This is a genomic window from Bradyrhizobium sp. KB893862 SZCCT0404 (genome assembly GCF_018130885.1).
Lineage (GTDB): Bacteria > Pseudomonadota > Alphaproteobacteria > Rhizobiales > Xanthobacteraceae > Bradyrhizobium > Bradyrhizobium stylosanthis.
In genome coordinates this window covers 647,978-666,966 of the sequence record NZ_JAFCLT010000001.1, presented here as the reverse complement: position 1 = coordinate 666,966, position 18,989 = coordinate 647,978, and the positions used below count along the sequence as shown (strand labels likewise).

Sequence of the window (18,989 nt, the reverse complement as noted above, 5' to 3'; positions counted from 1 at the left end):
AGACCGCGCCCGTCGTGCACGAGACGATTGCTCGCGCGACGCAGTCCACGTCCACCGCCGCTCACCCCGCGTTTCGTGACGATCGCGATACGCCCCTTCCGAGGGGATGAGGTGGCGGACGGATACGACAATTCCGAATTTCGGTAAAGCGGAATATTTTACGGGGTGCGGATTGACCCTGGGATGGGTGTTTTGCCCGGCGGGCGACGCAAGGGATGGTGTCGTAGCCGGTTCGGTTCGTAGAGCGGATTAGCCGGAGCCATAATTGGAGAAGTGGCGGACTACGCTTCGCTAATCCGCCCTCCGGGAGCTGCTCCCTATTCCGCAGCAATCTGCCTCGGCGCGGCTGGCGGGTTGGCCAGATCTGAGCTGGCTATAGCGGATGCTGACACCGCACCGCGTTTTTCTTCAGCGATTCGCACATGCAGTCGGGCAATCATAAATAGCGCATCGACCGACGCGAATGAACGACGAGCCAAAATATAACCGGATTAAGAAGCCGACGAGGACCAAGCCTGCCGACAGCACGGCAACAAGGTCCTCTGGCCACGTGCCGCTCTATCTCTCAGAATCCCCACCGTGAGAACGTACAAAATCACACATGAGGCTGACGTCGCCGCCAACCTCAAAGCATTGTGCTGGAGCCAAGGAAGGCAATCTTCTATCGTCTGCCAAAGCACTGTCTTGCTCGATCAGCGACAGCGATTGTTATAGCAATCTGCAAGAACCGACCGTGCCGACAAAACGACAACTGGAACGCTCAGTAATACGCTGAGCAACAGTAAACGACCAATAAGCTTCATTATCGCCTCCACTTAGAAATGAGGCAATAGTACCACTCAAGATCGCTGAAGAGAATATGCTCAACTAAGATATTTGACGAAAATGGTGCATCCCTACTCCGCCGCGATTTGCCTTGGCGCCGGCGGCGGATTGGCGAGGTCGGCGGCGAGCTGGGCGTAGCGGGCCTTGGCGTCGGTGACGGCCTTCTCCTTCACCGGGCCGTAGCCGCGGATGCGGTCGGGCAGCGACAGCAGCTCGACGGCCGTGTCGACCGTGACCGGCGACAGCAGGCCGAGCACGGTGGCGACGTCCTTCTCGTAGCCGGTGATCAGGTCGCGCTCGAGCTTGCGGTCGGCGCTGCGGCCGAAGATGTCGAGCGGCGTGCCGCGCAGGAACTTGAACTTCGCCAGCATGCGGAAGACGCTCAGCATCCACGGGCCGAAGACGCGCTTCTTCGGGCGGCCGAGCGCGTCGACACCGGACGCCAGGATCGGCGGCGCGAGGTTGAAGCTGAATTTGAAGTCGCCCTCGAACTGGTCGCGGAGCTGCTGCTCGAAAGCGCCGTCGCTGAACAGGCGGGCGACCTCGTATTCGTCCTTGTAGGCCAGCAGCTTGGCGTAGTTCACCGCGACCGCGCGCGGCAAGGCATCGCCGTAGCCGCCCTGCTTGGCAGCGTCGCGAACCTGATCGACCAGCCTGCGATAGCGCTTGGCCAGGCGGCCGTTCTGGTAGGCGGTGAGATGCTTGGCGCGATGCTCGATCACTTCGTCGAGCGTCATGGCGTCCAGCGTCTTCGGCGCAGCCACCTCGTCCGTTCCCTTCAGCATGCCGGCAAGGCGCTGGGGATCGGCGACCGCGAGGCGGCCGAGGCGGAAGGCTTCCTTGTTCATCTTGATCGAGACGCCGTTGACCTCGATGGCCTGCTCGATCGACTCGGCCGACAGCGGGAACAGCCCCTTCTGATAGGCGTAGCCCATCATCATCATGTTGGTGGCGATGCTGTCGCCGAGCAGCTGCTCGGCCGGCTTGGTGAAGTCGAAGAAGACGGAGTCCTTGTGCAGCGCCGTTTCCAGGAGCCCGTTGAGCTTGCGAGTCTGGAAGTTGAAGTCGCGGTTGAGGACGAAGTCGGCGGTGGGAATGACGTGGCTGTTGATGATGCCGCGGGTGCGGCCGGAGTCGCACAGCGAGATGGTGTCCTTGGCGACGGCGACCACTTCGTCCGCCGCGAGCACGAGATCGGCCGTGCCGGTGACGATGCGCGAGCAGGTCACCTCGGCCGGATGGTCCGACAGGCGGACGTGGCTGAGCACCGCCCCGCCCTTTTGCGCCAGGCCCGACATGTCCAGAATCATCGAGGCCTTGCCCTCGATATGCGCGGCCATGCCGAGCAGCGCGCCGATGGTGAGCACGCCGGTGCCGCCGACACCGCCGACCGCGATGTTGTAAGGCTTATCGAGCGTCGGACGCGACGCCGGCTCCGGGAGCGCGCCGATGTCGCCGAGATCAGCCGGCGCGCGGTGACGCGGCTTGCCGCCGTCCACGGTGACGAAGGACGGGCAGAAGCCCTTCACGCACGAATAGTCCTTGTTGCAGGACGACTGGTTGATGGCGCGCTTGCGGCCGAACTCGGTCTCCAGCGGCTCGACCGAGATACAGTTCGACTGCACCGAGCAGTCGCCGCAGCCTTCGCAGACCGCCGGGTTGATCATGACGCGGCGTGCCGGGTCCTCCATCAAGCCGCGCTTGCGGCGGCGGCGCTTCTCGGCGGCGCAGGTCTGCACGAAGACGATCGCGGACGTGCCCTTGAACTCGCGGCACATCTTCATGACGTCCTGCAGCTCGTCGCGATGGTGCAGCTTCACGCCCGGCGCGATGGTGCTGGCCGGATAGGAATCCGGGTTCTCCGAGACCAGATAGATCTCGCGAATGCCTTCGGCGTGGAGCTGGAAGGTGATCTGCTGCGGCGAGAGATCGCCGTCGTGGCGCTGGCCGCCGGTCATGGCGACGGCGTCGTTGTAGAGGATCTTGTAGGTGATGTTGGTCTTGGAGGCGACTGCCTGCCGGATGGCGAGAAGGCCCGAGTGGAAGTAGGTGCCGTCGCCGAGATTCGCGAAAATATGGTTCTCGTTGGTGAAGGGCGCGATGCCGACCCACGGCACGCCCTCGCCGCCCATATGCGTAAAGGTCTCGGTCGAGCGGTCCATCCACAGCGCCATGAAATGGCAGCCGATGCCGGCCATGGCGCGGCTGCCTTCGGGGACCTTCGTCGATGTGTTGTGGGGGCAGCCGGAGCAGAAATACGGGGTGCGGGAGACCGGCGCTGTGGCCTGCATCTGCGAGGCCTGGCGGCCGTTGAACCAGTCGGCCTTGGCGCGAAGCATCTCGGCGATCTCGGGGTTGAGATCGAGCTTGAGAAGCCGCTCGGTGAGCGAGGTCGCAAGCGAGGCGACGCTGAGCTCGGCGGCGAAGGTCAGGAAGCGCTTGTCGTGCTCGTCCATCTTGCCGACGATGCGCGGGCGCACGTCGTCGCGCCAGTTGAACAGCACCTGCTTGACCTGGTTCTCGACGATCTCGCGGCGCTCCTCGACGATGAAGATCTCTTCGAGGCCGACGGCGAATTCATGCACGCCTTCCGGCTCCAGCGGCCAGGGCATGCCGATCTTGTAAAGTCGAAGGCCGATCTTGGCGGCGACCTGCTCGGTGATCCCAAGCTCGCGCAGCGCCTGACGGACGTCCTCGTAGCTCTTGCCGGACGCCATGATGCCGAAACGGGCGTTCGGCGAATCCATGGTGACGCGGTTGACCTTGTTGGCGCGCGCAAAGGCGATCGCGGCAAAGCCCTTGTAATCCTGCAGGCGGCGGTCCTGCTCGAAACGGTCGTCGGGCCAGCGCAGGTTGAGGCCGCCGGGCGGCAACTCGAAATCGGGCGGGATGATGAAGGGCTTCATCTCGTCGGTGAGGTCGATCTCGGCGGTGGTCTCCACCGTCTCCGTGATCACCTTCATGCCGACCCAGCAGCCCGAGTAGCGCGACATGGCGATGCCGAGCAGGCCCATCTCGATCATCTCGTGGATGCTCGAGGGATAGAGATACGGCATCAAGGCCGACATGAAGGCGTGGTCGGACTGATGCGGGACGGTGGAGGATTTCGCGCCGTGGTCGTCGCCGGCAAGGCACAGCACGCCGCCGTTCTTGGCGGAGCCGGCGGCATTGCCGTGGCGGAACACGTCACCGCAGCGGTCGACGCCGGGGCCCTTGCCGTACCAGATGCCGACCACGCCGTCATACTTGGCGCCGGGCGAGAGGTTGAGCTGCTGCGAGCCCCAGACGGCGGTCGCGGCGAGATCCTCGTTCACGCCGGGCTGGAACTTGATATTGTACTGTTCGAGATGCTTGCGGGCGGCAAAGAGCTGCTGGTCGTAGCCGCCAAGCGGCGAGCCGCGATAGCCGGAGATGAAGCCCGCGGTGTTGAGGCCGTTGGCGCGGTCGCGCCGGATCTGGGCCATGGGCAGGCGGACCAGCGCCTGGATGCCCGTGGTGAAGACGTGCCCGGTCTCCTGGGTGTATTTCTGATCGAGACTGATCGGACCCTGGTTGATTCCCATGCTGTCCTCTTTCCGCGCCCTGTTCGGGTCTTTGTCACTTAAGATCGCTTAAGCCGTTGCCTGCCCGTTGTTTTTAGCTAGGGCGCGCCGACCACCTTCGCCACTCTATGTCGGATATTTCACGCTCCGCATCACAAATCTGGACCAAAGCGAGCGCCGGGTAAAAATCGCAATTTCGTGGCCTGAAACATGCCAGGCATTTTCAGTTTGTGTCACCATACCCCCGCCGCCGCGAAATGAATCGATGCTGCGTTCATGCGGGTGGGGTCGATTGGTCGCAGGAGAGACCGAGCATGCGGACGATTCTGGCTGTGATTGCGTTGTGCAGTGCAGTTGCAGGCTTGGCCCGCGCCGCCGAGCCGGCGCCGGAGCTGATCGCCTATGGCAAGGCCCTGGTCGAAGCCGGCGATTGCGCGGGCTGCCACACCGCCGATCCGGCCAAACCGTTTGCGGGGGGCAAACGCATCGACACGCCCTTCGGTGCGATCTACACGCCGAACCTGACGCCCGACCGCGACACCGGGATCGGCGCCTGGGCGGATGCCGACTTCACCCGCGCCCTGCGCTATGGCATCGCGCCCGACGGCTCGAACTATTACCCGGCGTTCCCCTACCCCTATTTCACGAAAATGACGAAGGACGACACGCTGGCGATCCGGGCCTATCTCGGCAGCCTTGCGCCCGTCGCCAGCCGCAACAAGCCGCCGGAGCTGCGCTGGCCGTTCGGCTATCGCGGCCTGATGCGGATCTGGAACGCCATGTATTTCAAGCCCGGCCTGTTCGAGCCGGACCAGAGCCAGAGCGCGGCTTGGAACAGAGGCGGCTATCTCGTCACCGGGCTCGGCCATTGCGGCGCCTGCCATACGCCGAAGAACTATTTCGGCGCGGACAAGCAGGCGCAGGCGCTCTCGGGCAACGAGGTCGGCGGCTGGTATGCGCCAAGGCTCGACGGCGCCGCGCGCACGGGCTTGAAATCCTGGAGCGCCGAGGAGATCGCCGAATATCTGGAGAGCGGCCGCAACGCCAGGAGCCATGCCGGCGGACCGATGGCCGAGGTCGTCGTCAACTCGACGGCGAAGATGAGCGATGCCGATGTCCGCGCGATCGCGGTTTACCTGAAGAGCCTGCCGCCGGCGCGGCGCGAGACGATCGTGACGCCGCCCGAGGAGGCCGAGATGACGGCCGGCCAGGTCGTCTATGCGAAGCTCTGCGTCGCCTGTCATGAGGCCGACGGATCAGGCGCGCCGCGGATCTATCCGCCGCTGCCCGGCAACGCGCTGCTGCAATCGGTCAATCCGGCCTCGACCCTGCGCATCATTCTCGACGGCGCCCACACCGTGACGACACCGCGCGCGCCGAACACCGGCGAGATGCCGGGCTACGCGAAACAATTGTCCGACGACGAGATCGCGGCGGTCACGAACTACATCCGCAATTCCTGGGGCAACGCCGCGCCGCTGGTGACGCCGGCGCAGGTGGCGAAGGCTCGTGGGCAAGAGCCATAGTTGGCTCTCTACGGAATTCACCAGTGGTCGTCATGGCCGGGCTTGTCCCGGGCATCCACGTTCTTCGTGCCGCGACAAAGGTCGTGGATGGCCGGGACAAGCCCGGCCATGACGGCGCGGAGAGAGCTGTGAAGTCAGCCGCTACCTCTCCTCATCCCCCGTGAACACGAATTTCGGCATCTCCCATTTGTAGCGCACCGCCAGCAGGCGGAAGCTGATGCCGAGGACGAAGGTCAAAATGGTCCAGAGCTCGGCGTTGAGATTGAGGCCGAACGCGGTGGCGTAGAACAGGCCCGTCACCACCGAAACGCTGGCGTAAAGCTCGGAGCGGAACAGCAGCGGCACGTCGTTGCAGAGCACGTCGCGCAGCACGCCGCCGGCGCAGCCGGTGACCATGCCCGAGACGATGACGATGGGCAGCGTCGCGTCCATCTGCCAGGCAACGTTGCAGCCGGCCATGGTGAAGACGACGAGGCCGATCGCATCGAGCACGATGAAGGCGACCCTCAGCCGGTGCACGAGACGCGCGGTCAGGATGGTGAGAAAGGCGGCACCGCCGGCAAGCGCGAGATAGATCGGGTTCTGCACCCAGGCCAGCGGATAATGTCCGAGGAAGAGATCGCGCAGCGTGCCGCCGCCGAGCGCGGTGATGCAGCCGAGGAAGCAGACCCCTAGCCAGTCCATGCTGCGGCGTCCCGCAGCGAGCGCAGCCGACATGCCCTGTGCGGCCACCGCCACCAGCGACAGGAAATGCAGCACGCTATCGGTCGGCGGCAGGCTCCACATCGCCGTGTTCCCTCCTCCCCTGCAATGGAACTCGCGCACGAGGTTCCCATTGAGACAGGTTCCCGATTCCCTACGCCGAGGCAACATGCGACGAAAGCATAAAGCGGGCGGAACAGAATCTCGCAGCTGAGGGTTGTCCCGGCGTCTTAACCGAGGAGACCAATCGATGGCTGACGACCGTTTTCCCAACGATCCGTATCGCCCGAACCTCGCCGACGATGAGTATCTTCGCGCGGCACGCCGGGACGGCGACCTGCAAGCCGATCCCGAGCTTGGCGAAGGCCCCGCCTCCAGCGGCAAGGTCGCATTGTTCGCTGTGGCTGTCGCCCTGGTGCTGGGCGCGGTGTTCTACGGCCTGAACAACACGACCACGGGCAACCAGGCGAGCACCGAGACGACGTCGCGGACTGCTCAGCAGACGGCACCGGCCAATCCGGCCGCGCCTCCCGGCATGCGTGACGTGACGCCGCGCAACAACACCGAGCCGGGCATGACCACGGGTGCGGCACCGACCAAGCCGGCCGATCCGGCTCCGGACACGCCTGCTGCAAAGCCGGCACCGGATACGCAGACGCCGTCTGACGGCGCGAAGTAACGTCGCGACTGTCGCCGCGTAACACACAATTGTCATCGCCCGGCCAGTGCGCAATTGCGCACTAGGACCGGGCGATCCAGCGGGGAATGACGCCGAGAGGACGAGAAAGCGGCGGGACTCGACGCCGCTTTTCGTTTGTCGCGTTGCGCCGCTAGCTGAACATCTTGTTGAGCTCGCCGCCGGAATAACCGCTGCCGAGCTCGGCAAACGTTCCCTTCTCCGCCATCTCCTTCGCCGCGCGCATGAAGCCGCCCCAGGCGGCGCGGGCGAGCGAGCCGCCGACGCTGATGCGGCGCACGCCGAGGTCTTCGGCCTCCCTGAGCGACAGTCCGGACGCACCGATCAGCAGGTTGAACGGCTTCGGCGCGACTGCCTTCACCACCGCGGCGATGTCTTCGCGTGTCTTCAGGCCCGGCGCATAGAGGCAGTCGGCGCCGGCGTCCGCGTAGGCGGTGAGCCGGTCGATGACGAGCTTGAGATCGGTGATGCCCCACAGATAGGCTTCGCAGCGGCCGACCAGCAGCGTGCCGCTGTCGCCGATCGCCTTGCGCGAAGCCTTGATGCGCTCGACCGCGAGCGCGCGCTCGTAGATCGGCTTGTCCTTGTCGCCGGTGGAATCCTCGATCGACAGGCCGGCGACGCCGGTGCGCACACAGCGCTCGACATTGTCCGCGACCTTGTCCGGCTCAACCGCGAAGCCGCCCTCGAAATCCGCGTTGACGGGAATGTCGACGGCCGAGCTCAATGCTGCCAGATGCTGACAGACGTCCTCGACGGTGACGTGGTTGTCGGCCTTGCCGATGGTCCAGGCAAAGCCCGCGCTCGACGAGGCGATCGCCTTGAAACCGAGATGCTGCAAGGCTTTCGCGCTGCCGACATCGACCGGATTGGGCAGGATGAAGCAGCCGCTCTCGTGCATCTTCCTGAACGCGGCCCGCTTGTCAGCGGTTGTCACATGCATGTTTCTCTCCCTTGTTGGCCGCGCAGACATAGGCACGCATCATCGAGCGCGCTAGTGCGCATCGTGCACCGCGCGGCTGTCCTTCGGCGCCTGCTCGCGATCGGTCATGCTGTAGTCCCTGACGACGCTGGCGATGCGCAGATGATAGTCCGCAAAGATCTGCGCCCTGCCCTTGGCCTGGGTGCGGCGGTGCTCCATGGTGTTGCGCCAGGCTTGCACGGCGGCCTCGTCCCGCCAGAACGACACCGAGAGGATCTTGCCCTTGTCGGTCAGGCTCTCGAAACGCTCGACCGAGATGAAGCCGTCGATGGTCTGCAGGATCGGCTTCAGATCGGCGGCGAGGTCGAAATAGTCCTGGCGGTGTTCCGGCTTGGGCCAGACCTCGAAGATCACGGCGATCATGGGCTTCTCCTTCTTGTTGGAGGCCTACAATACCACCTTGCGCAAGAACGTGCGCTCTTCCGCGAGGATGAATTTGTGTTCCTCGGCGTAGTTGAAATTCGCCATGCCTTCCGCATCCTGCCGCAGCCGGGCGCGATAGGCCTCGTAGGCGGCGAGACTCTCGAAGGTGATCAGCGCAGAGGCGATGTTGTTGGTGCCCTCATGCGGCATGAAATAGCCGATCAGGTCGCCGCCGCATTTCGGGATGATGGTGAGCCAGCGCTTCGAATATTCCTCGAACTGTGCGCGCTTGAACGGATCGAGCTGGTAGCGGATGAAGACGGTGACGGACATGGTGGGCTCCTGTTTCCACACCGTCATTGCGAGCGCAGGTCTCGTAGGGTGGGCAAAGCGAAGCGTGCCCACGTCCTCTGTCCGCAACGACGATTGGTGGGCACGTCGCTACGCTCCTTTGCCCACCCTACGGCGCCGGATTGCTTCGCTCGCAATGACGTGTTTGCAGCAACACGCTACGCCCTTGCCCGACCACAATGCTTCGGCTACCATCGAAGCATGAAATCAGGACCCGACATTGCCATGGTCGCTGCGCTGGTCGGCGATCCCGCCCGCGCCAACATGCTCACGGCGCTGATGAACGGCCGCGCGCTCACCGCGAGCGAGCTCGCGCAGGAGGCCGGCATCACGCCGCAGACCGCGAGCTCGCATCTGTCGAAGCTCGAGGCCGGCGGACTGGTCGAGCCGGAGAAGCAGGGCCGGCACCGCTATTATCGCCTCACCGACGACGACGTCGCAGGCGTGCTCGAAGGCCTTGCCGGCCTTGCGGCGCGCACCGGCCACATGCGCGTGCGCACCGGGCCGAAGGATCCGGCGCTGCGGCGCGCGCGGATCTGCTACGACCATCTCGCCGGCGATCTCGGCGTGCAGATGCTCGACACCATGCGCGAGCGCAACCTGGTCCGGCAGAAGAAGCAGGACATCGAGCTGACGACCGAAGGCGAGCGCTTCCTCGCCAGGCATCTGCAGATCTCGGCCGAGATGCTCGCCCACCCCCGCCGCCCCGTCTGCAAGGCCTGTCTCGACTGGAGCGAGCGGCGCCACCACCTCGCCGGCACGCTGGGCGCCGCCATGATGCAGCGCTTTGCCGAGCTGAAATGGGCGGCACGCGATGCGACCCCGGGCAGCCGCGTCGTGAACTTCACCCGCACCGGCGAGAAGCAGTTCGCGGCGCTGTTCGGGAACGGCAAGGATTGATCACGCGAGAGGCGTGAGATCGCACGTTTGCGTGTGAACGCGGGCTCTCGTCATGGCCGGGCTTGACCCGGCCATCCACGTCTTTAAGCCCACCGTCATTCCGGGGCGATGCAAAGCATCGAACCCGGAATCTCGAGATTCCGGTTTCGCGCTGCGCGCGCCCCGGAATGACGGTGCAACAAATTAGAGATCCCCATGAACCGCCTCCTTCCCGCCGCGCTCGCGGCCGCCCTCCTTGCCACTTCGCTCACGCCCATCCGCGCCGCCGATACGCCCCAACACGAACCCTACGGCATCGCGCTCGAAGGCTTTGCCTATCCCTATCCCGTGCACCTGCTGCCCGTGGTCAACGACGGCGAGCAGCTCAGCATGGCCTACATGGACGTCGCGCCCCAACAGCCCAACGGCCGGACCGTGGTGCTGCTGCACGGGCGCAATTTTCCGTCGAGCTATTGGGCACCCGTCATCAAGATGCTGAGCGAAGCCGGCTACCGCGTCGTGGTGCCTGACCAGATCGGCTTCGGCAAATCCTCCAAGCCGGCGGGCGAGCTGCATTTCGACAATCTGGCGCGCAACACCATCGCGCTGCTCGACCATCTCAAGATCGACAAGGCGGAGGTCGTCGCGCATTCGCTCGGCGGCATGCTCGGCGTGCGCATCGCCCGCGCCTATCCTGACCGCGTCTCGCATCTTGTCCTGACGGCCCCCATTGGCCTCGAGGACTACCGCCTCTACGTGCCGCCGACGCCGACCGAGAAGATCGTCGAGTCCGAGGACAAGCTCACCCCGGACGGCTATCGCAAGCAGCTCCAGACCAACTACGCGATCAAGCTGCCGCCGGAGGCGATCACGCCCTTCATCGACGCCCGCTTCAACATCAAGGGCAGCCCCGATTATCCGCGCTGGCTGCGTGCCTTGGTCTCGTCCGGCCAGATGATCTATCGCGAGCCGGTGGCGCACGAGATCCCGCTGATCGCGCTGCCGACGCTGTTCATCATGGGCGCCGACGACCACAACGCGCCGGGCCGGCCGCTCGCGCCCGAGGCGCTGCGCGCAAAGATGGGGCAGAACGCCGAACTCGCCAGGCAGCTCGCCGCGAAGATGCCGAACGCGCGCGCCGAGGTGGTCCCGGACACCGGGCATCTCGTCTTCCTGGAGGCGCCGGAAAAGTACAAGGAGCTGGTGTTGGGCTTTCTCGGCCGCTGAGGCGCGATGAGACCTGGGCGGACGATCATCGCGCTTCAGGTTCTTGTTTACGCATGACCTTTCCGGAAAGCCGCGCTGCGGTTTTCCGGATCATGCTGTGGCGACATCTGGATGTCGCCTGAGGCAGGATGCGGGAAGCGTTCATGCCGCATTCAGGTCATGATTGGCAGGTTTGGATCGCGACGTGTCGGCACGCATCCCCCAGATTTAACGTGTCGAATCGTGTCTTTTGATTCATTGTGCGCCGCAAGCGCCGAGCCCTAACGACTTGCCTCAAAGACTTGCCCTGAAGACTTTCCCCCAAACAATCTGCCCCAAGGACGAGAAGGAAGATCAAATGAAATATCTCTTTGCCGCCGTCATGCTCGCGAGCGCCGTCGTCGGTTTCAGCGAGGCGGCCAGCGCCGCCGGCGGCTGCGGTCCCGGCTGGTACCGTGGCCCCTATGGCGGCTGCCGTCCGATGGCCGGGCGTCCGCCGGTTGTCGTCGTTGCCCCCGCGCCCGCGCCTGTCGTCGTGGTGCGCCCGCGCGTGTGCCCCTATGGCTTCCGCTGGTACGCCGGCCGCTGCCGCCCGATCTGATCTCGTCTTTCCACATTGCGAGATGGCCGCGCAGGATCAGCCTGCGCGGCCATTTTCTTTTGCGGGCCTCCGAGTGGCTCGTCGGCGATAGTCACAAATCGAAACGGGGACCGCGAAGCGCGATCCCCGTTCCCTTGGCTCGACGGCCGAGCGCTTACCAGTGGCGGCGATGCCAGCGCCGGCGATGCCAGCCCCAATGACGGCGGCGCCAGCCCCAGTGGCGATGGTGGCCATGCCAGTGCACCTGCTCGGGCTTGAGCTGGGCGGCTTCATCGCTTGTGGTGACGGCAGGATGAGCGTCGGGATTGCCTTCGGGCATCCGGTTCGGACCGCCAAGCGGCTGCGGCGACAACGGCGCAGCCTGCGCGGCAGTGGTCAGCGCGGCAGCTCCCGCCGCAACGCCCAATGCAAGTTTCAAAAAGTTCCGACGCTCCATGAACATGTCCTCTGGAATAGCGAGCAAGTGATGCAGAGGAAGTGTCGCGGTCACGACATGAACCGAAGCTGAATCGCGCGTTCAGGTTCGTTCGGAGTTGCCGTAGCCCGGATGGAGCGCAGCGCAATCCGGGGTTTTCGGCTGGGGCACGAACCCGGATTACGCCGCGCTCCATCCGGGCTACGAACTGTGTCGTTACGCCCCGAACTGTTGCGCCAGCACCAGCGTCTCGCGCGTGCGCTTCACCTCGGGCCAGTCGCGCTTGAAATCGGCAACCAGCTGTTTCAGCGCATCGCCCTTCAGCATGGCCGCGAGCTTGGCCTCGTCATCGAACTCATACATGGCCTGGTGCAGCGAGGGATCGTCCAGGCTCCAGAACCGCCAGGCCTTGCTCACGCCGAACGCCTTCACCGCATCGGGCACGTGCTCGGTCTCGTACCATTTGTCGAACGCGGCGCGCTTGCTCGCATCGGTGACAGTGGCGCGGACGACGAAGAATGCGGCGGGCATCGGATTTCCTCCTGTTGATTGGCAGCCATCATAGCCGATGGCCGCCACCAAACCCACCCGCCGGCACATCCCCGGACGCGCGATCAGGCCGCCGGCCTTTGCGCTCCCCGCTGCGTTGCGAACGTCTGCAAGGTGTCGGGCACGAGGCGCTCGGAGAAGCCCGCGATGAAGCCCCAGACCAGTGCCTTGGCGTAGTCCTTCGGTTCGTTGGGAACATAATTGGCGATGACGTCGACGAAAGAGCCGCACTCCCCCTTGCACTTGATCGATGGAAACAGGCCGCCCTGGAGGAACTCGCCCGCGAAGGACACGTAGAGCACGAGCGCCGCGATGCCGCCAACCAGGGGCGCTATCAGCGAAAAGACAAGCAGATAGAACGCACCCAGCTGGCTGACCGTCGGTGATATCACGGCATCCTCCAGCTGCTCGATCCTGTAGAGCCGCGTCAACGCGCTGAAGAACGCGCCCAACATGCCCACCAGCACGACGAGCAGCAGAAGCGGCGGCTGAAACCTGTCCTTGAACAGGTAAGCAAGGAGCAGCGATGCAAGCATTCCGCCGCCAAGCAGCAGCGCCCCGCCAAACTGGTAGATCAGCATGAACTTGTAGGTTCGCAGGAGCGCGCGATCGACTCCGCGCGCCGCGGCGACGACCGGTGGTGTCGGTGGCGGAAGTGGCGGCGGCGGGGCCGGATCGTCCGCCGCCGTCTCTGCGACGGGAGGCGTCGCTGCTTCGTTGGCCGGCTCAGTATTGCCAGGCCTCTCCGCGTCCTGCGGAGTCTCGTCGGTGGGTGTCATATCGGCCTCGATTGAAATATGAAAAACAATAATCCTAAGGTAGTACAACCGCGCGATACCCGAAACAGGAATCTTGCAGCCCGATGGGCACCAATCGGCTCATGAGCCGTATGTCGGGCCGGCGTATCGGCTACGGCCGCCGCGTGCTATGAATTGGGACAACAAACAACAACCTACGCGACGGGGCCTCGCGCCTCGCGCGATCACGGGGAAGGAACGCCCATGCGCAGGATCATCCGGGGTCTGATCGCGATCGCCTGCCTGTGGCCTGCGGCCTCGTCCGCCGAAATCGTCCGCTTCGACATCCTCGCGCGCGAGCCCGCCTTTGCCGGCCGCAGCTTTGGCAATGTCGGCACCTATGAACGGATCACCGCGCGCGCGACCTTCGCGCTCAACCCGTCCGACGACCGCAACGCCGTGATCACTGATCTTGCGCTCGCACCGCGCGGCGCCGACGGCAAGGTCGAGGCCGCCGCCGACGTCGTGATCCTCAGGCCCAGCGATCCCGCGCGCGGCAACGGCACGCTGCTGCTGGACGTGCCCAATCGCGGCCGCAAGCTTGCACCGCAACTGTTCGACGATTCCGCCCAGCCCGGCGCCAACAACGCCGACAAGGCCGAGGATGCCGGCATCGGCTTCCTGCACCGCCAGGGCTTTACGATGGTCTGGGTCGGCTGGCAGGGCGACATCCCCTCCAAGCCCGGCCAGATGGCGCTCACGGCGCCGGCGCTGAAGGGCGTCACCGGCCCGGTACGTGAAGAATTCGTGTTCGACAACACGACCAATCCCGCGCGCGCGACGCTGACATGGCCGGCGGCGGATGCCGCCAACCTCAACATCACCGTGCGCGCGGCCTGGGCCGATCCGCGGCAGACGCCACCGGGCCTTTCCGCGAAGATCATCGATCCCAACACGGTCGAGATCGCCCGCCCCGACGGTTTCGATGCCGGCGCGCTCTACGAGATCACCTACACCGCGCGCGATCCGGTGCCGCTCGGCATGGGTTATGCCGCCGTGCGCGACGTCGTCAGCTTCCTGCGCCGTGACGAGACGCCGGCAAATCCGCTGTTGAACGGATTGCATCCGTCGGTGAGCCGCGCCATCGGCTTCGGCGTCTCGCAGTCCGGCCGCTTCCTGCGCGACTTCCTCTATCTCGGCTTCAACGAGGATTTGTCGGGCCGCACGGTGTTCGACGGCCTGATGCCGCATGTCGCGGGCACAAGGCGGATGGCGACCAACGTCCGCTTCGGCCAGCCCGGCCGCAACCCGCGCCATCTGCAGGATCCGGCGTGGCAGGCCGACCTGTTCCCGTTCACCTACGCGACGTTGAGCGATCCCTATTCCGGCAAGACCGACGGCCTGCTGCGCCGCTGTTCGCTCTCGGCCACCTGCCCCAGGATCATGCAGACCGACAGCGAGCACGAATGGTGGGCTTCGCACGCCTCGCTGTTGGTCACCGATCTCTCAGGCAACCATCTCGATCTCCCCGACAACGTCCGCGCCTACATGATCTCCGGCACGCCGCATTTCGCCGAAGCCGCCGACGTGATGAAGAAGGGTCTGCCGGCGATGTCGCTGCCGCAGAACCCGATGCATGCTGGCATGCCGATGCGCGCGCTGCTCACCGATCTCAACGCCTGGATGAGCGACGGCACCAGGCCGCCCGCAAGCCGCGTCCCCATGCGCGCCCACGGCACGCTGGTGCCGGCGCAAGGCGCCGTGCCCTCGGACATCCCCGGCCTGCCCTATGCCGGCATCCATACGCTCGCCGCCTTCTCCGACCAGAGCGTGCTGCCGCCGAAGGAAATCGGCCGCTATCCCGTGTTCGTGCCGAAGGCGGACACCGACGGCATGGCCATCGCAGGAATCCGCCAGCTTGCCTTGGCCGTGCCGCGCGCGACCTACACCGCGTGGAATCCGCGCGCGCAGGGCTTTGGCCCGACCGCGCTCTATCCGCTGCAGGGCGCCGTGGTGCCCTTTGCGCCGACGGAAGCCGCACGGAAGGAAGTGCACGATCCCAGGCTGTCGATCGCGGAGCGCTATGCCGACGACGGCGCCTATGTCGCGGCGGTCAAGCGCGAGGCGGCACGGCAGGTGGCGGAGCGGACCTTGCTGCCGGAGGATGCTGAGCGTGCAGTGGAGGCGGCGAAGCAAGGGAAGCTGGCGAAGCTCGGGCAGTGAGGAGGCCAGTTCGGCTGAACTAAATTACCTGAATCCAACATTTTTGAGTCTATTTTGGGGGCATGAGCAATGGCAGATAGTCCAGAGCACAAATACATATCGGACGCGACCAATGAAATTTTGCATGACTTTACGGAAACGAGGCTATTGGCGTCATCCGAGGCCCAGCGCCGAACATTTGATTATGCCTGCGTCCTGCAGAGAGATTTCTCGCGACCTCTAATCTCGCAAGTACTCTGGAATCATAGAGAAGGGATCGACAAAGATCTCCGAACATTGTTGTTTGATGGAGGCTCATCCCTCAAATTATACTTCATACGTGACAACATAAAAAACAGAGCAACAATCGCCGAAATCGTCAAAGCATATCGAGACAACGCGGCCACGAGGCCTCTACTGCGCGGCCTTAGACTTATACCTGTTCCCGACGGCTTCGACGCCGATTCTGAACGGGACAGAGGCTACATGAGAGATCATCTCTTATCGGAAATTACAAACGACCTTCTGTTTGGAGTCGTATTCGGTAAGATCAATGCGTCAGACGTTCGGTCGTTTTCCAATCACGGAGGATTAGTCGGCCTGAAGTATGCAGCTCTTCACTGGATTGATCGCGAAGGCATTCATCACGGACCAACATTCGAAGAACGTGTTGGAGTCAGGGGCTCCTCCCTTCGTGAGGTCCTTACAATGCTCCGCGGTGTTGGGCTAACTGCATTTCCCATGCGATCGATTGAGACCGCGCCCTCATTGAAGGGCCGCTTCTTACTCGACTTCTCACGGAAACTGCTATTTGAATGGAAGTATCGCAAAACGTGGTCCGAAGAGTTTAAGATTGTCGCAGGTCACCTCAAAATCGATCTTCCAATCCATGGCGCCGATCTTGATGTACCGGAAGACAAGCTTGATATTGCCGTCGAGCTTCTACAATCCATACAGCACGCAAAGTCGCAATTCGGCGTCGATCTACTAGGCGACGTAAGCAAAGAGAGTCCCGTCTTTTATTCATCGTTTGATTGGAAGCGCTTCATGTTTCACAACAGGAGCACCGGCCTCTGGGAATCGGACGACGACCTGCCCTTTCCAAAGTAGCGTACTCACAGCGAAGCAAAGCAAGCTTGCGAAGCTTGGACAGTGATCGCGCGCACGGCGAAGGAGTTGGCGGAGGCTCATCTGCCGAAGTGATGAAATGACTACTTTCTTGCGAGCTCAATCTACAGGGAGATCACTTTGAACAAATGGCAACGATTGGCGCGAGCGCTCGGGACGCTCGGATTTCTTGTCACGTTCTGCAGCCTGGCTGCACAACCGGCCCATGCCGACGGCTCGGTATCGTCCCTGCATATGGGCTACGGCGCGGCCTCGCCTGCGGAGTTCGATCGATTCCTGGCGGTGATCCAGCAGTACAATTCGTCGGGCGAACGCTTCCGCATCGACAGTCACTGTCAATCCGCCTGCACCATGTTCCTTTCGATCCGCAATGTCTGCGTCACATCAGGTGCGACCTTGTTGTTTCACGCCGGCGGCTCCATGAGAAAGGGCATCATCAGCCCGTCGCGCACGCAGCAAATGGCGAGCACTTACAACGCCGCCCTGCGCCAGTACGTCACCGAGAACCATTTCATGGACACCTTCGCCTTCCATTCGATCTCGGGAAGCGAAATCGTCAAGCGCTTCGGCTACCCGGCGTGCCGGTGAAGCCATTGGCCTGTAGGATGGGTAGAGCGAAGCGAAACCCATCCTACGAAAATTCGTTCTCCCATGTCGGAACGCGCGGCTTCCATCCGTCCTATGCCTAGGACAGCACGGAGACACGCTATGCCCGACCTCACCTTGACGACCTTCGACTGGGTTCCCCCGCCCCCGCGCGGCCTCGTTCGGGACCTCCGCGTGCGCTGGGCGCTCGAAGAGGCCGGCCTGCCCTATCGCGTCGCGAGCGTTCCGTTCGGCGACCGGAGCGCGACGCATCTGGCGCACCAGCCGTTCGGCCAGGTGCCGTGGCTGACCGACGGCGACCTCTCGATCTTCGAGAGCGGCGCGATCCTGCTGCATCTGGGCGGGCTCAGCGCCAAGCTGATGCCGCCGGATCCGCGCGGCCGCAGCGAGGCGACGAAATGGCTGTTCGCGGCGCTCAATTCGGTGGAGATGGCGAGCCTGCCCTGGGGAATGTCGAAGTTCATGGGCCATCCGACCGACACGGCCGCGTGGAAATTCGTGGACGATTTCCTCAAGCTTCGCCTCAAGCATCTCGAGCCGGTGCTGGCGGGGCGCGAATGGCTGGCGGGCTCCTTCTCCGTCGCCGACATCCTGATGTCGGACGTGCTGCGCGTCGTCGATAAGTTCGACGGGCTCACGGACAGTCCTGCCTGCCGCGCCTACGTCGCGCGCGCCACGGGTCGTCCGGCCTTCGCCAAGGCTCACGCCGACCAGATGGCGCATTTCGCTGCCGCGGATAAGGTACGCGCGAACGCGTAGTGCTCGTAGGGTGGGTTAGCCTAGCGGCTGCGCGAAGCGCAGTCCGCTCGGCGTAACCCACCAATTCTGCCGCCGCGGAGAGAAAAGAGGTGGGTTACGCTGACGCTAACCCACCCTACCGCAGCGTGCTACACCAGCTTCAGCGGCGCGTCTGCAACCAATCGCAGGTCGATGCTGCTGATCAACGCAGCGCGCCGCGCCTCCGCAGCACCGATCGCCTCGTCCGTCTGCCGCAACGTGCTGATATTCGAGCCAAGCGAGACGATCCCACCCAGCACCAGCGCGATCGATCCAAGCGCCGCGGTCTGGCCGGCCCCCAACAAACCAAGGATGGTGATCAACAACAGCGCGGCCCCGCCACCGATGGCGATCTTTGACGCGAGGATGTACTTCCGGCATCGCTCGGCGATCTCGGCAAGAGCCTCGATCCGGTCCTCGATGTCGGATATTTCGTCTGTCGGATCGTCTTCGGTCATCGTGTCTCAATCGGGGACGCTAGCGGCGATCGGGTAGAGGCTTGGCCATGCCAGCGTCGACCAACTGCAAATACTCTCGCTGCAGAATTGGACCCAGCAACTCCCATGCCCATTGCGCGTTTTGCAAGTTCAGGTGCTCGAGGAAGGAAACGCCGATGGCATTCTGCAAATGATCATTTCCATCCCTGAAGTACTTCTCGGCAAGCTTGAAGCACGAGGCGACCTCCTCTGCATTTCTCGCGGCGATGCCTCGCTGCACGAAGTCGGTAAACACGTGCACCTCTAGATACAGCAGGCCGTGCTGCGCGTTGATCTCGGACCTCAAGTCCGGAAAGGAGTCCTTTAGCTCCTTCAGGAAGACAGTTCGATGAAGATCGCCCACTTGGTATCCTCAGCGCGTAGCCCGCATGAGCGAAGCGGCATGCGGGAACTGGGCAAAGACC

Annotated in this window: 19 protein-coding genes; 9 read left to right on the top strand and 10 right to left on the bottom strand. The window is 63.8% G+C overall.

Features of this window, described 5'->3' with window-relative positions:
• Window positions 1–896: 896 nt before the first annotated feature.
• Window positions 897–4,388, bottom strand: coding sequence for an indolepyruvate ferredoxin oxidoreductase family protein (locus tag JQ617_RS03325; protein ID WP_212024381.1), 3,492 nt, complete (start codon window positions 4,386–4,388; stop codon window positions 897–899).
• Window positions 4,389–4,681: 293 nt separating this feature from the next.
• Here JQ617_RS03325 and JQ617_RS03320 point away from each other — a divergent pair, with 293 nt between their 5' ends.
• The gene (locus tag JQ617_RS03320) at window positions 4,682–5,893 is read left to right on the top strand and encodes a c-type cytochrome (protein WP_212024379.1); all 1,212 of its coding nucleotides are present in this window, start codon (window positions 4,682–4,684) and stop codon (window positions 5,891–5,893) included.
• 141 nt (window positions 5,894–6,034) lie between these two features.
• Here JQ617_RS03320 and JQ617_RS03315 read toward each other — a convergent pair whose 3' ends face one another.
• Window positions 6,035–6,679, bottom strand: coding sequence for a trimeric intracellular cation channel family protein (locus tag JQ617_RS03315; protein WP_212024377.1), 645 nt, complete (start codon window positions 6,677–6,679; stop codon window positions 6,035–6,037).
• A 166-nt stretch (window positions 6,680–6,845) separates the two neighbouring features.
• On the opposite strand from JQ617_RS03315, the gene JQ617_RS03310 reads away from it, so the two are divergent.
• Window positions 6,846–7,274, top strand: coding sequence for a hypothetical protein (locus JQ617_RS03310; RefSeq protein ID WP_212024375.1), 429 nt, complete (start codon window positions 6,846–6,848; stop codon window positions 7,272–7,274).
• 151 nt (window positions 7,275–7,425) lie between these two features.
• On the opposite strand, the gene JQ617_RS03305 is transcribed toward JQ617_RS03310, so the two are convergent.
• The 3 genes from JQ617_RS03305 to JQ617_RS03295 are packed head-to-tail and all read right to left on the bottom strand — an operon-like array spanning window position 7,426 to window position 8,970.
• Entirely contained in the window at window positions 7,426–8,235 is an 810-nt protein-coding gene (locus JQ617_RS03305; RefSeq protein ID WP_212024373.1) for an isocitrate lyase/PEP mutase family protein, read from the bottom strand.
• 51 nt (window positions 8,236–8,286) lie between these two features.
• The gene (locus JQ617_RS03300) at window positions 8,287–8,637 is read right to left on the bottom strand and encodes an antibiotic biosynthesis monooxygenase family protein (RefSeq protein WP_015685445.1); all 351 of its coding nucleotides are present in this window, start codon (window positions 8,635–8,637) and stop codon (window positions 8,287–8,289) included.
• A gap of 24 nt (window positions 8,638–8,661) precedes the next feature.
• A complete protein-coding gene (locus tag JQ617_RS03295; protein WP_063682793.1) occupies window positions 8,662–8,970 on the bottom strand; it encodes an NIPSNAP family protein in 309 nt (102 codons plus the stop codon).
• A 219-nt stretch (window positions 8,971–9,189) separates the two neighbouring features.
• Here JQ617_RS03295 and JQ617_RS03290 point away from each other — a divergent pair, with 219 nt between their 5' ends.
• The 3 genes from JQ617_RS03290 (at window position 9,190) to JQ617_RS03280 (ending at window position 11,674) form a co-directional block, all read left to right on the top strand.
• Window positions 9,190–9,888 (top strand): winged helix-turn-helix domain-containing protein, encoded by a 699-nt coding sequence (locus JQ617_RS03290; protein WP_212024371.1) that lies wholly within the window; start codon window positions 9,190–9,192, stop codon window positions 9,886–9,888.
• Window positions 9,889–10,083: 195 nt separating this feature from the next.
• Window positions 10,084–11,094 carry an alpha/beta fold hydrolase gene (locus JQ617_RS03285; protein WP_212024369.1) on the top strand — a complete coding sequence of 337 codons (1,011 nt, stop codon included), beginning with the start codon at window positions 10,084–10,086 and terminating at the stop codon, window positions 11,092–11,094.
• A gap of 337 nt (window positions 11,095–11,431) precedes the next feature.
• Window positions 11,432–11,674: a GCG_CRPN prefix-to-repeats domain-containing protein gene (locus JQ617_RS03280; protein ID WP_063682791.1), complete on the top strand. Its 243-nt coding sequence runs from the start codon at window positions 11,432–11,434 to the stop codon at window positions 11,672–11,674.
• A gap of 154 nt (window positions 11,675–11,828) precedes the next feature.
• Here the strand turns inward: JQ617_RS03280 and JQ617_RS03275 are convergent, their stop codons facing one another.
• The 3 genes from JQ617_RS03275 to JQ617_RS03265 all read right to left on the bottom strand — a co-directional run bounded on the left by JQ617_RS03275 (window position 11,829) and on the right by JQ617_RS03265 (window position 13,417).
• Window positions 11,829–12,110, bottom strand: a complete 282-nt coding sequence (locus JQ617_RS03275) for a twin-arginine translocation signal domain-containing protein (protein ID WP_063682790.1) — start codon at window positions 12,108–12,110, stop codon at window positions 11,829–11,831.
• Between the two features lie 195 nt (window positions 12,111–12,305).
• Complete coding sequence (locus tag JQ617_RS03270; protein ID WP_212024367.1) at window positions 12,306–12,620, bottom strand: hypothetical protein; 315 nt, start codon at window positions 12,618–12,620, stop codon at window positions 12,306–12,308.
• Between the two features lie 83 nt (window positions 12,621–12,703).
• Complete coding sequence (locus JQ617_RS03265; protein ID WP_212024365.1) at window positions 12,704–13,417, bottom strand: hypothetical protein; 714 nt, start codon at window positions 13,415–13,417, stop codon at window positions 12,704–12,706.
• A gap of 222 nt (window positions 13,418–13,639) precedes the next feature.
• On the opposite strand from JQ617_RS03265, the gene JQ617_RS03260 reads away from it, so the two are divergent.
• The 4 genes from JQ617_RS03260 to JQ617_RS03245 all read left to right on the top strand — a co-directional run bounded on the left by JQ617_RS03260 (window position 13,640) and on the right by JQ617_RS03245 (window position 18,070).
• Entirely contained in the window at window positions 13,640–15,598 is a 1,959-nt protein-coding gene (locus tag JQ617_RS03260) for an alpha/beta hydrolase domain-containing protein (protein WP_212024363.1), read from the top strand.
• Window positions 15,599–16,063: 465 nt separating this feature from the next.
• The gene (locus JQ617_RS03255) at window positions 16,064–16,687 is read left to right on the top strand and encodes a hypothetical protein (protein WP_212024361.1); all 624 of its coding nucleotides are present in this window, start codon (window positions 16,064–16,066) and stop codon (window positions 16,685–16,687) included.
• 156 nt (window positions 16,688–16,843) lie between these two features.
• Entirely contained in the window at window positions 16,844–17,293 is a 450-nt protein-coding gene (locus JQ617_RS03250; protein WP_212024359.1) for a hypothetical protein, read from the top strand.
• A 120-nt stretch (window positions 17,294–17,413) separates the two neighbouring features.
• Window positions 17,414–18,070: a glutathione S-transferase family protein gene (locus JQ617_RS03245; protein ID WP_212024357.1), complete on the top strand. Its 657-nt coding sequence runs from the start codon at window positions 17,414–17,416 to the stop codon at window positions 18,068–18,070.
• 128 nt (window positions 18,071–18,198) lie between these two features.
• On the opposite strand, the gene JQ617_RS03240 is transcribed toward JQ617_RS03245, so the two are convergent.
• Together JQ617_RS03240 and JQ617_RS03235 are read right to left on the bottom strand one after the other, a co-directional pair.
• Complete coding sequence (locus JQ617_RS03240; RefSeq protein ID WP_212024355.1) at window positions 18,199–18,546, bottom strand: hypothetical protein; 348 nt, start codon at window positions 18,544–18,546, stop codon at window positions 18,199–18,201.
• A 19-nt stretch (window positions 18,547–18,565) separates the two neighbouring features.
• Window positions 18,566–18,928 carry a DUF7674 family protein gene (locus tag JQ617_RS03235; protein WP_212024353.1) on the bottom strand — a complete coding sequence of 121 codons (363 nt, stop codon included), beginning with the start codon at window positions 18,926–18,928 and terminating at the stop codon, window positions 18,566–18,568.
• Between the last annotated feature and the right edge of the window lie 61 nt (window positions 18,929–18,989).

Excerpts from the sequence above, each read along its gene's own strand:
- JQ617_RS03325 (WP_212024381.1), bottom strand. The coding sequence starts at position 4,388 with ATGGGAATCAACCAGGGTCCGATCAGTCTCGATCAGAAATACACCCAG.
- JQ617_RS03320 (WP_212024379.1), top strand. The coding sequence starts at position 4,682 with ATGCGGACGATTCTGGCTGTGATTGCGTTGTGCAGTGCAGTTGCAGGC.
- JQ617_RS03315 (WP_212024377.1), bottom strand. The coding sequence starts at position 6,679 with ATGTGGAGCCTGCCGCCGACCGATAGCGTGCTGCATTTCCTGTCGCTG.
- JQ617_RS03310 (WP_212024375.1), top strand. The coding sequence starts at position 6,846 with ATGGCTGACGACCGTTTTCCCAACGATCCGTATCGCCCGAACCTCGCC.
- JQ617_RS03305 (WP_212024373.1), bottom strand. The coding sequence starts at position 8,235 with ATGCATGTGACAACCGCTGACAAGCGGGCCGCGTTCAGGAAGATGCAC.
- JQ617_RS03300 (WP_015685445.1), bottom strand. The coding sequence starts at position 8,637 with ATGATCGCCGTGATCTTCGAGGTCTGGCCCAAGCCGGAACACCGCCAG.
- JQ617_RS03295 (WP_063682793.1), bottom strand. The coding sequence starts at position 8,970 with ATGTCCGTCACCGTCTTCATCCGCTACCAGCTCGATCCGTTCAAGCGC.
- JQ617_RS03290 (WP_212024371.1), top strand. The coding sequence starts at position 9,190 with ATGAAATCAGGACCCGACATTGCCATGGTCGCTGCGCTGGTCGGCGAT.
- JQ617_RS03285 (WP_212024369.1), top strand. The coding sequence starts at position 10,084 with ATGAACCGCCTCCTTCCCGCCGCGCTCGCGGCCGCCCTCCTTGCCACT.
- JQ617_RS03280 (WP_063682791.1), top strand. The coding sequence starts at position 11,432 with ATGAAATATCTCTTTGCCGCCGTCATGCTCGCGAGCGCCGTCGTCGGT.
- JQ617_RS03275 (WP_063682790.1), bottom strand. The coding sequence starts at position 12,110 with ATGGAGCGTCGGAACTTTTTGAAACTTGCATTGGGCGTTGCGGCGGGA.
- JQ617_RS03270 (WP_212024367.1), bottom strand. The coding sequence starts at position 12,620 with ATGCCCGCCGCATTCTTCGTCGTCCGCGCCACTGTCACCGATGCGAGC.
- JQ617_RS03265 (WP_212024365.1), bottom strand. The coding sequence starts at position 13,417 with ATGACACCCACCGACGAGACTCCGCAGGACGCGGAGAGGCCTGGCAAT.
- JQ617_RS03260 (WP_212024363.1), top strand. The coding sequence starts at position 13,640 with ATGCGCAGGATCATCCGGGGTCTGATCGCGATCGCCTGCCTGTGGCCT.
- JQ617_RS03255 (WP_212024361.1), top strand. The coding sequence starts at position 16,064 with ATGAGAGATCATCTCTTATCGGAAATTACAAACGACCTTCTGTTTGGA.
- JQ617_RS03245 (WP_212024357.1), top strand. The coding sequence starts at position 17,414 with ATGCCCGACCTCACCTTGACGACCTTCGACTGGGTTCCCCCGCCCCCG.
- JQ617_RS03240 (WP_212024355.1), bottom strand. The coding sequence starts at position 18,546 with ATGACCGAAGACGATCCGACAGACGAAATATCCGACATCGAGGACCGG.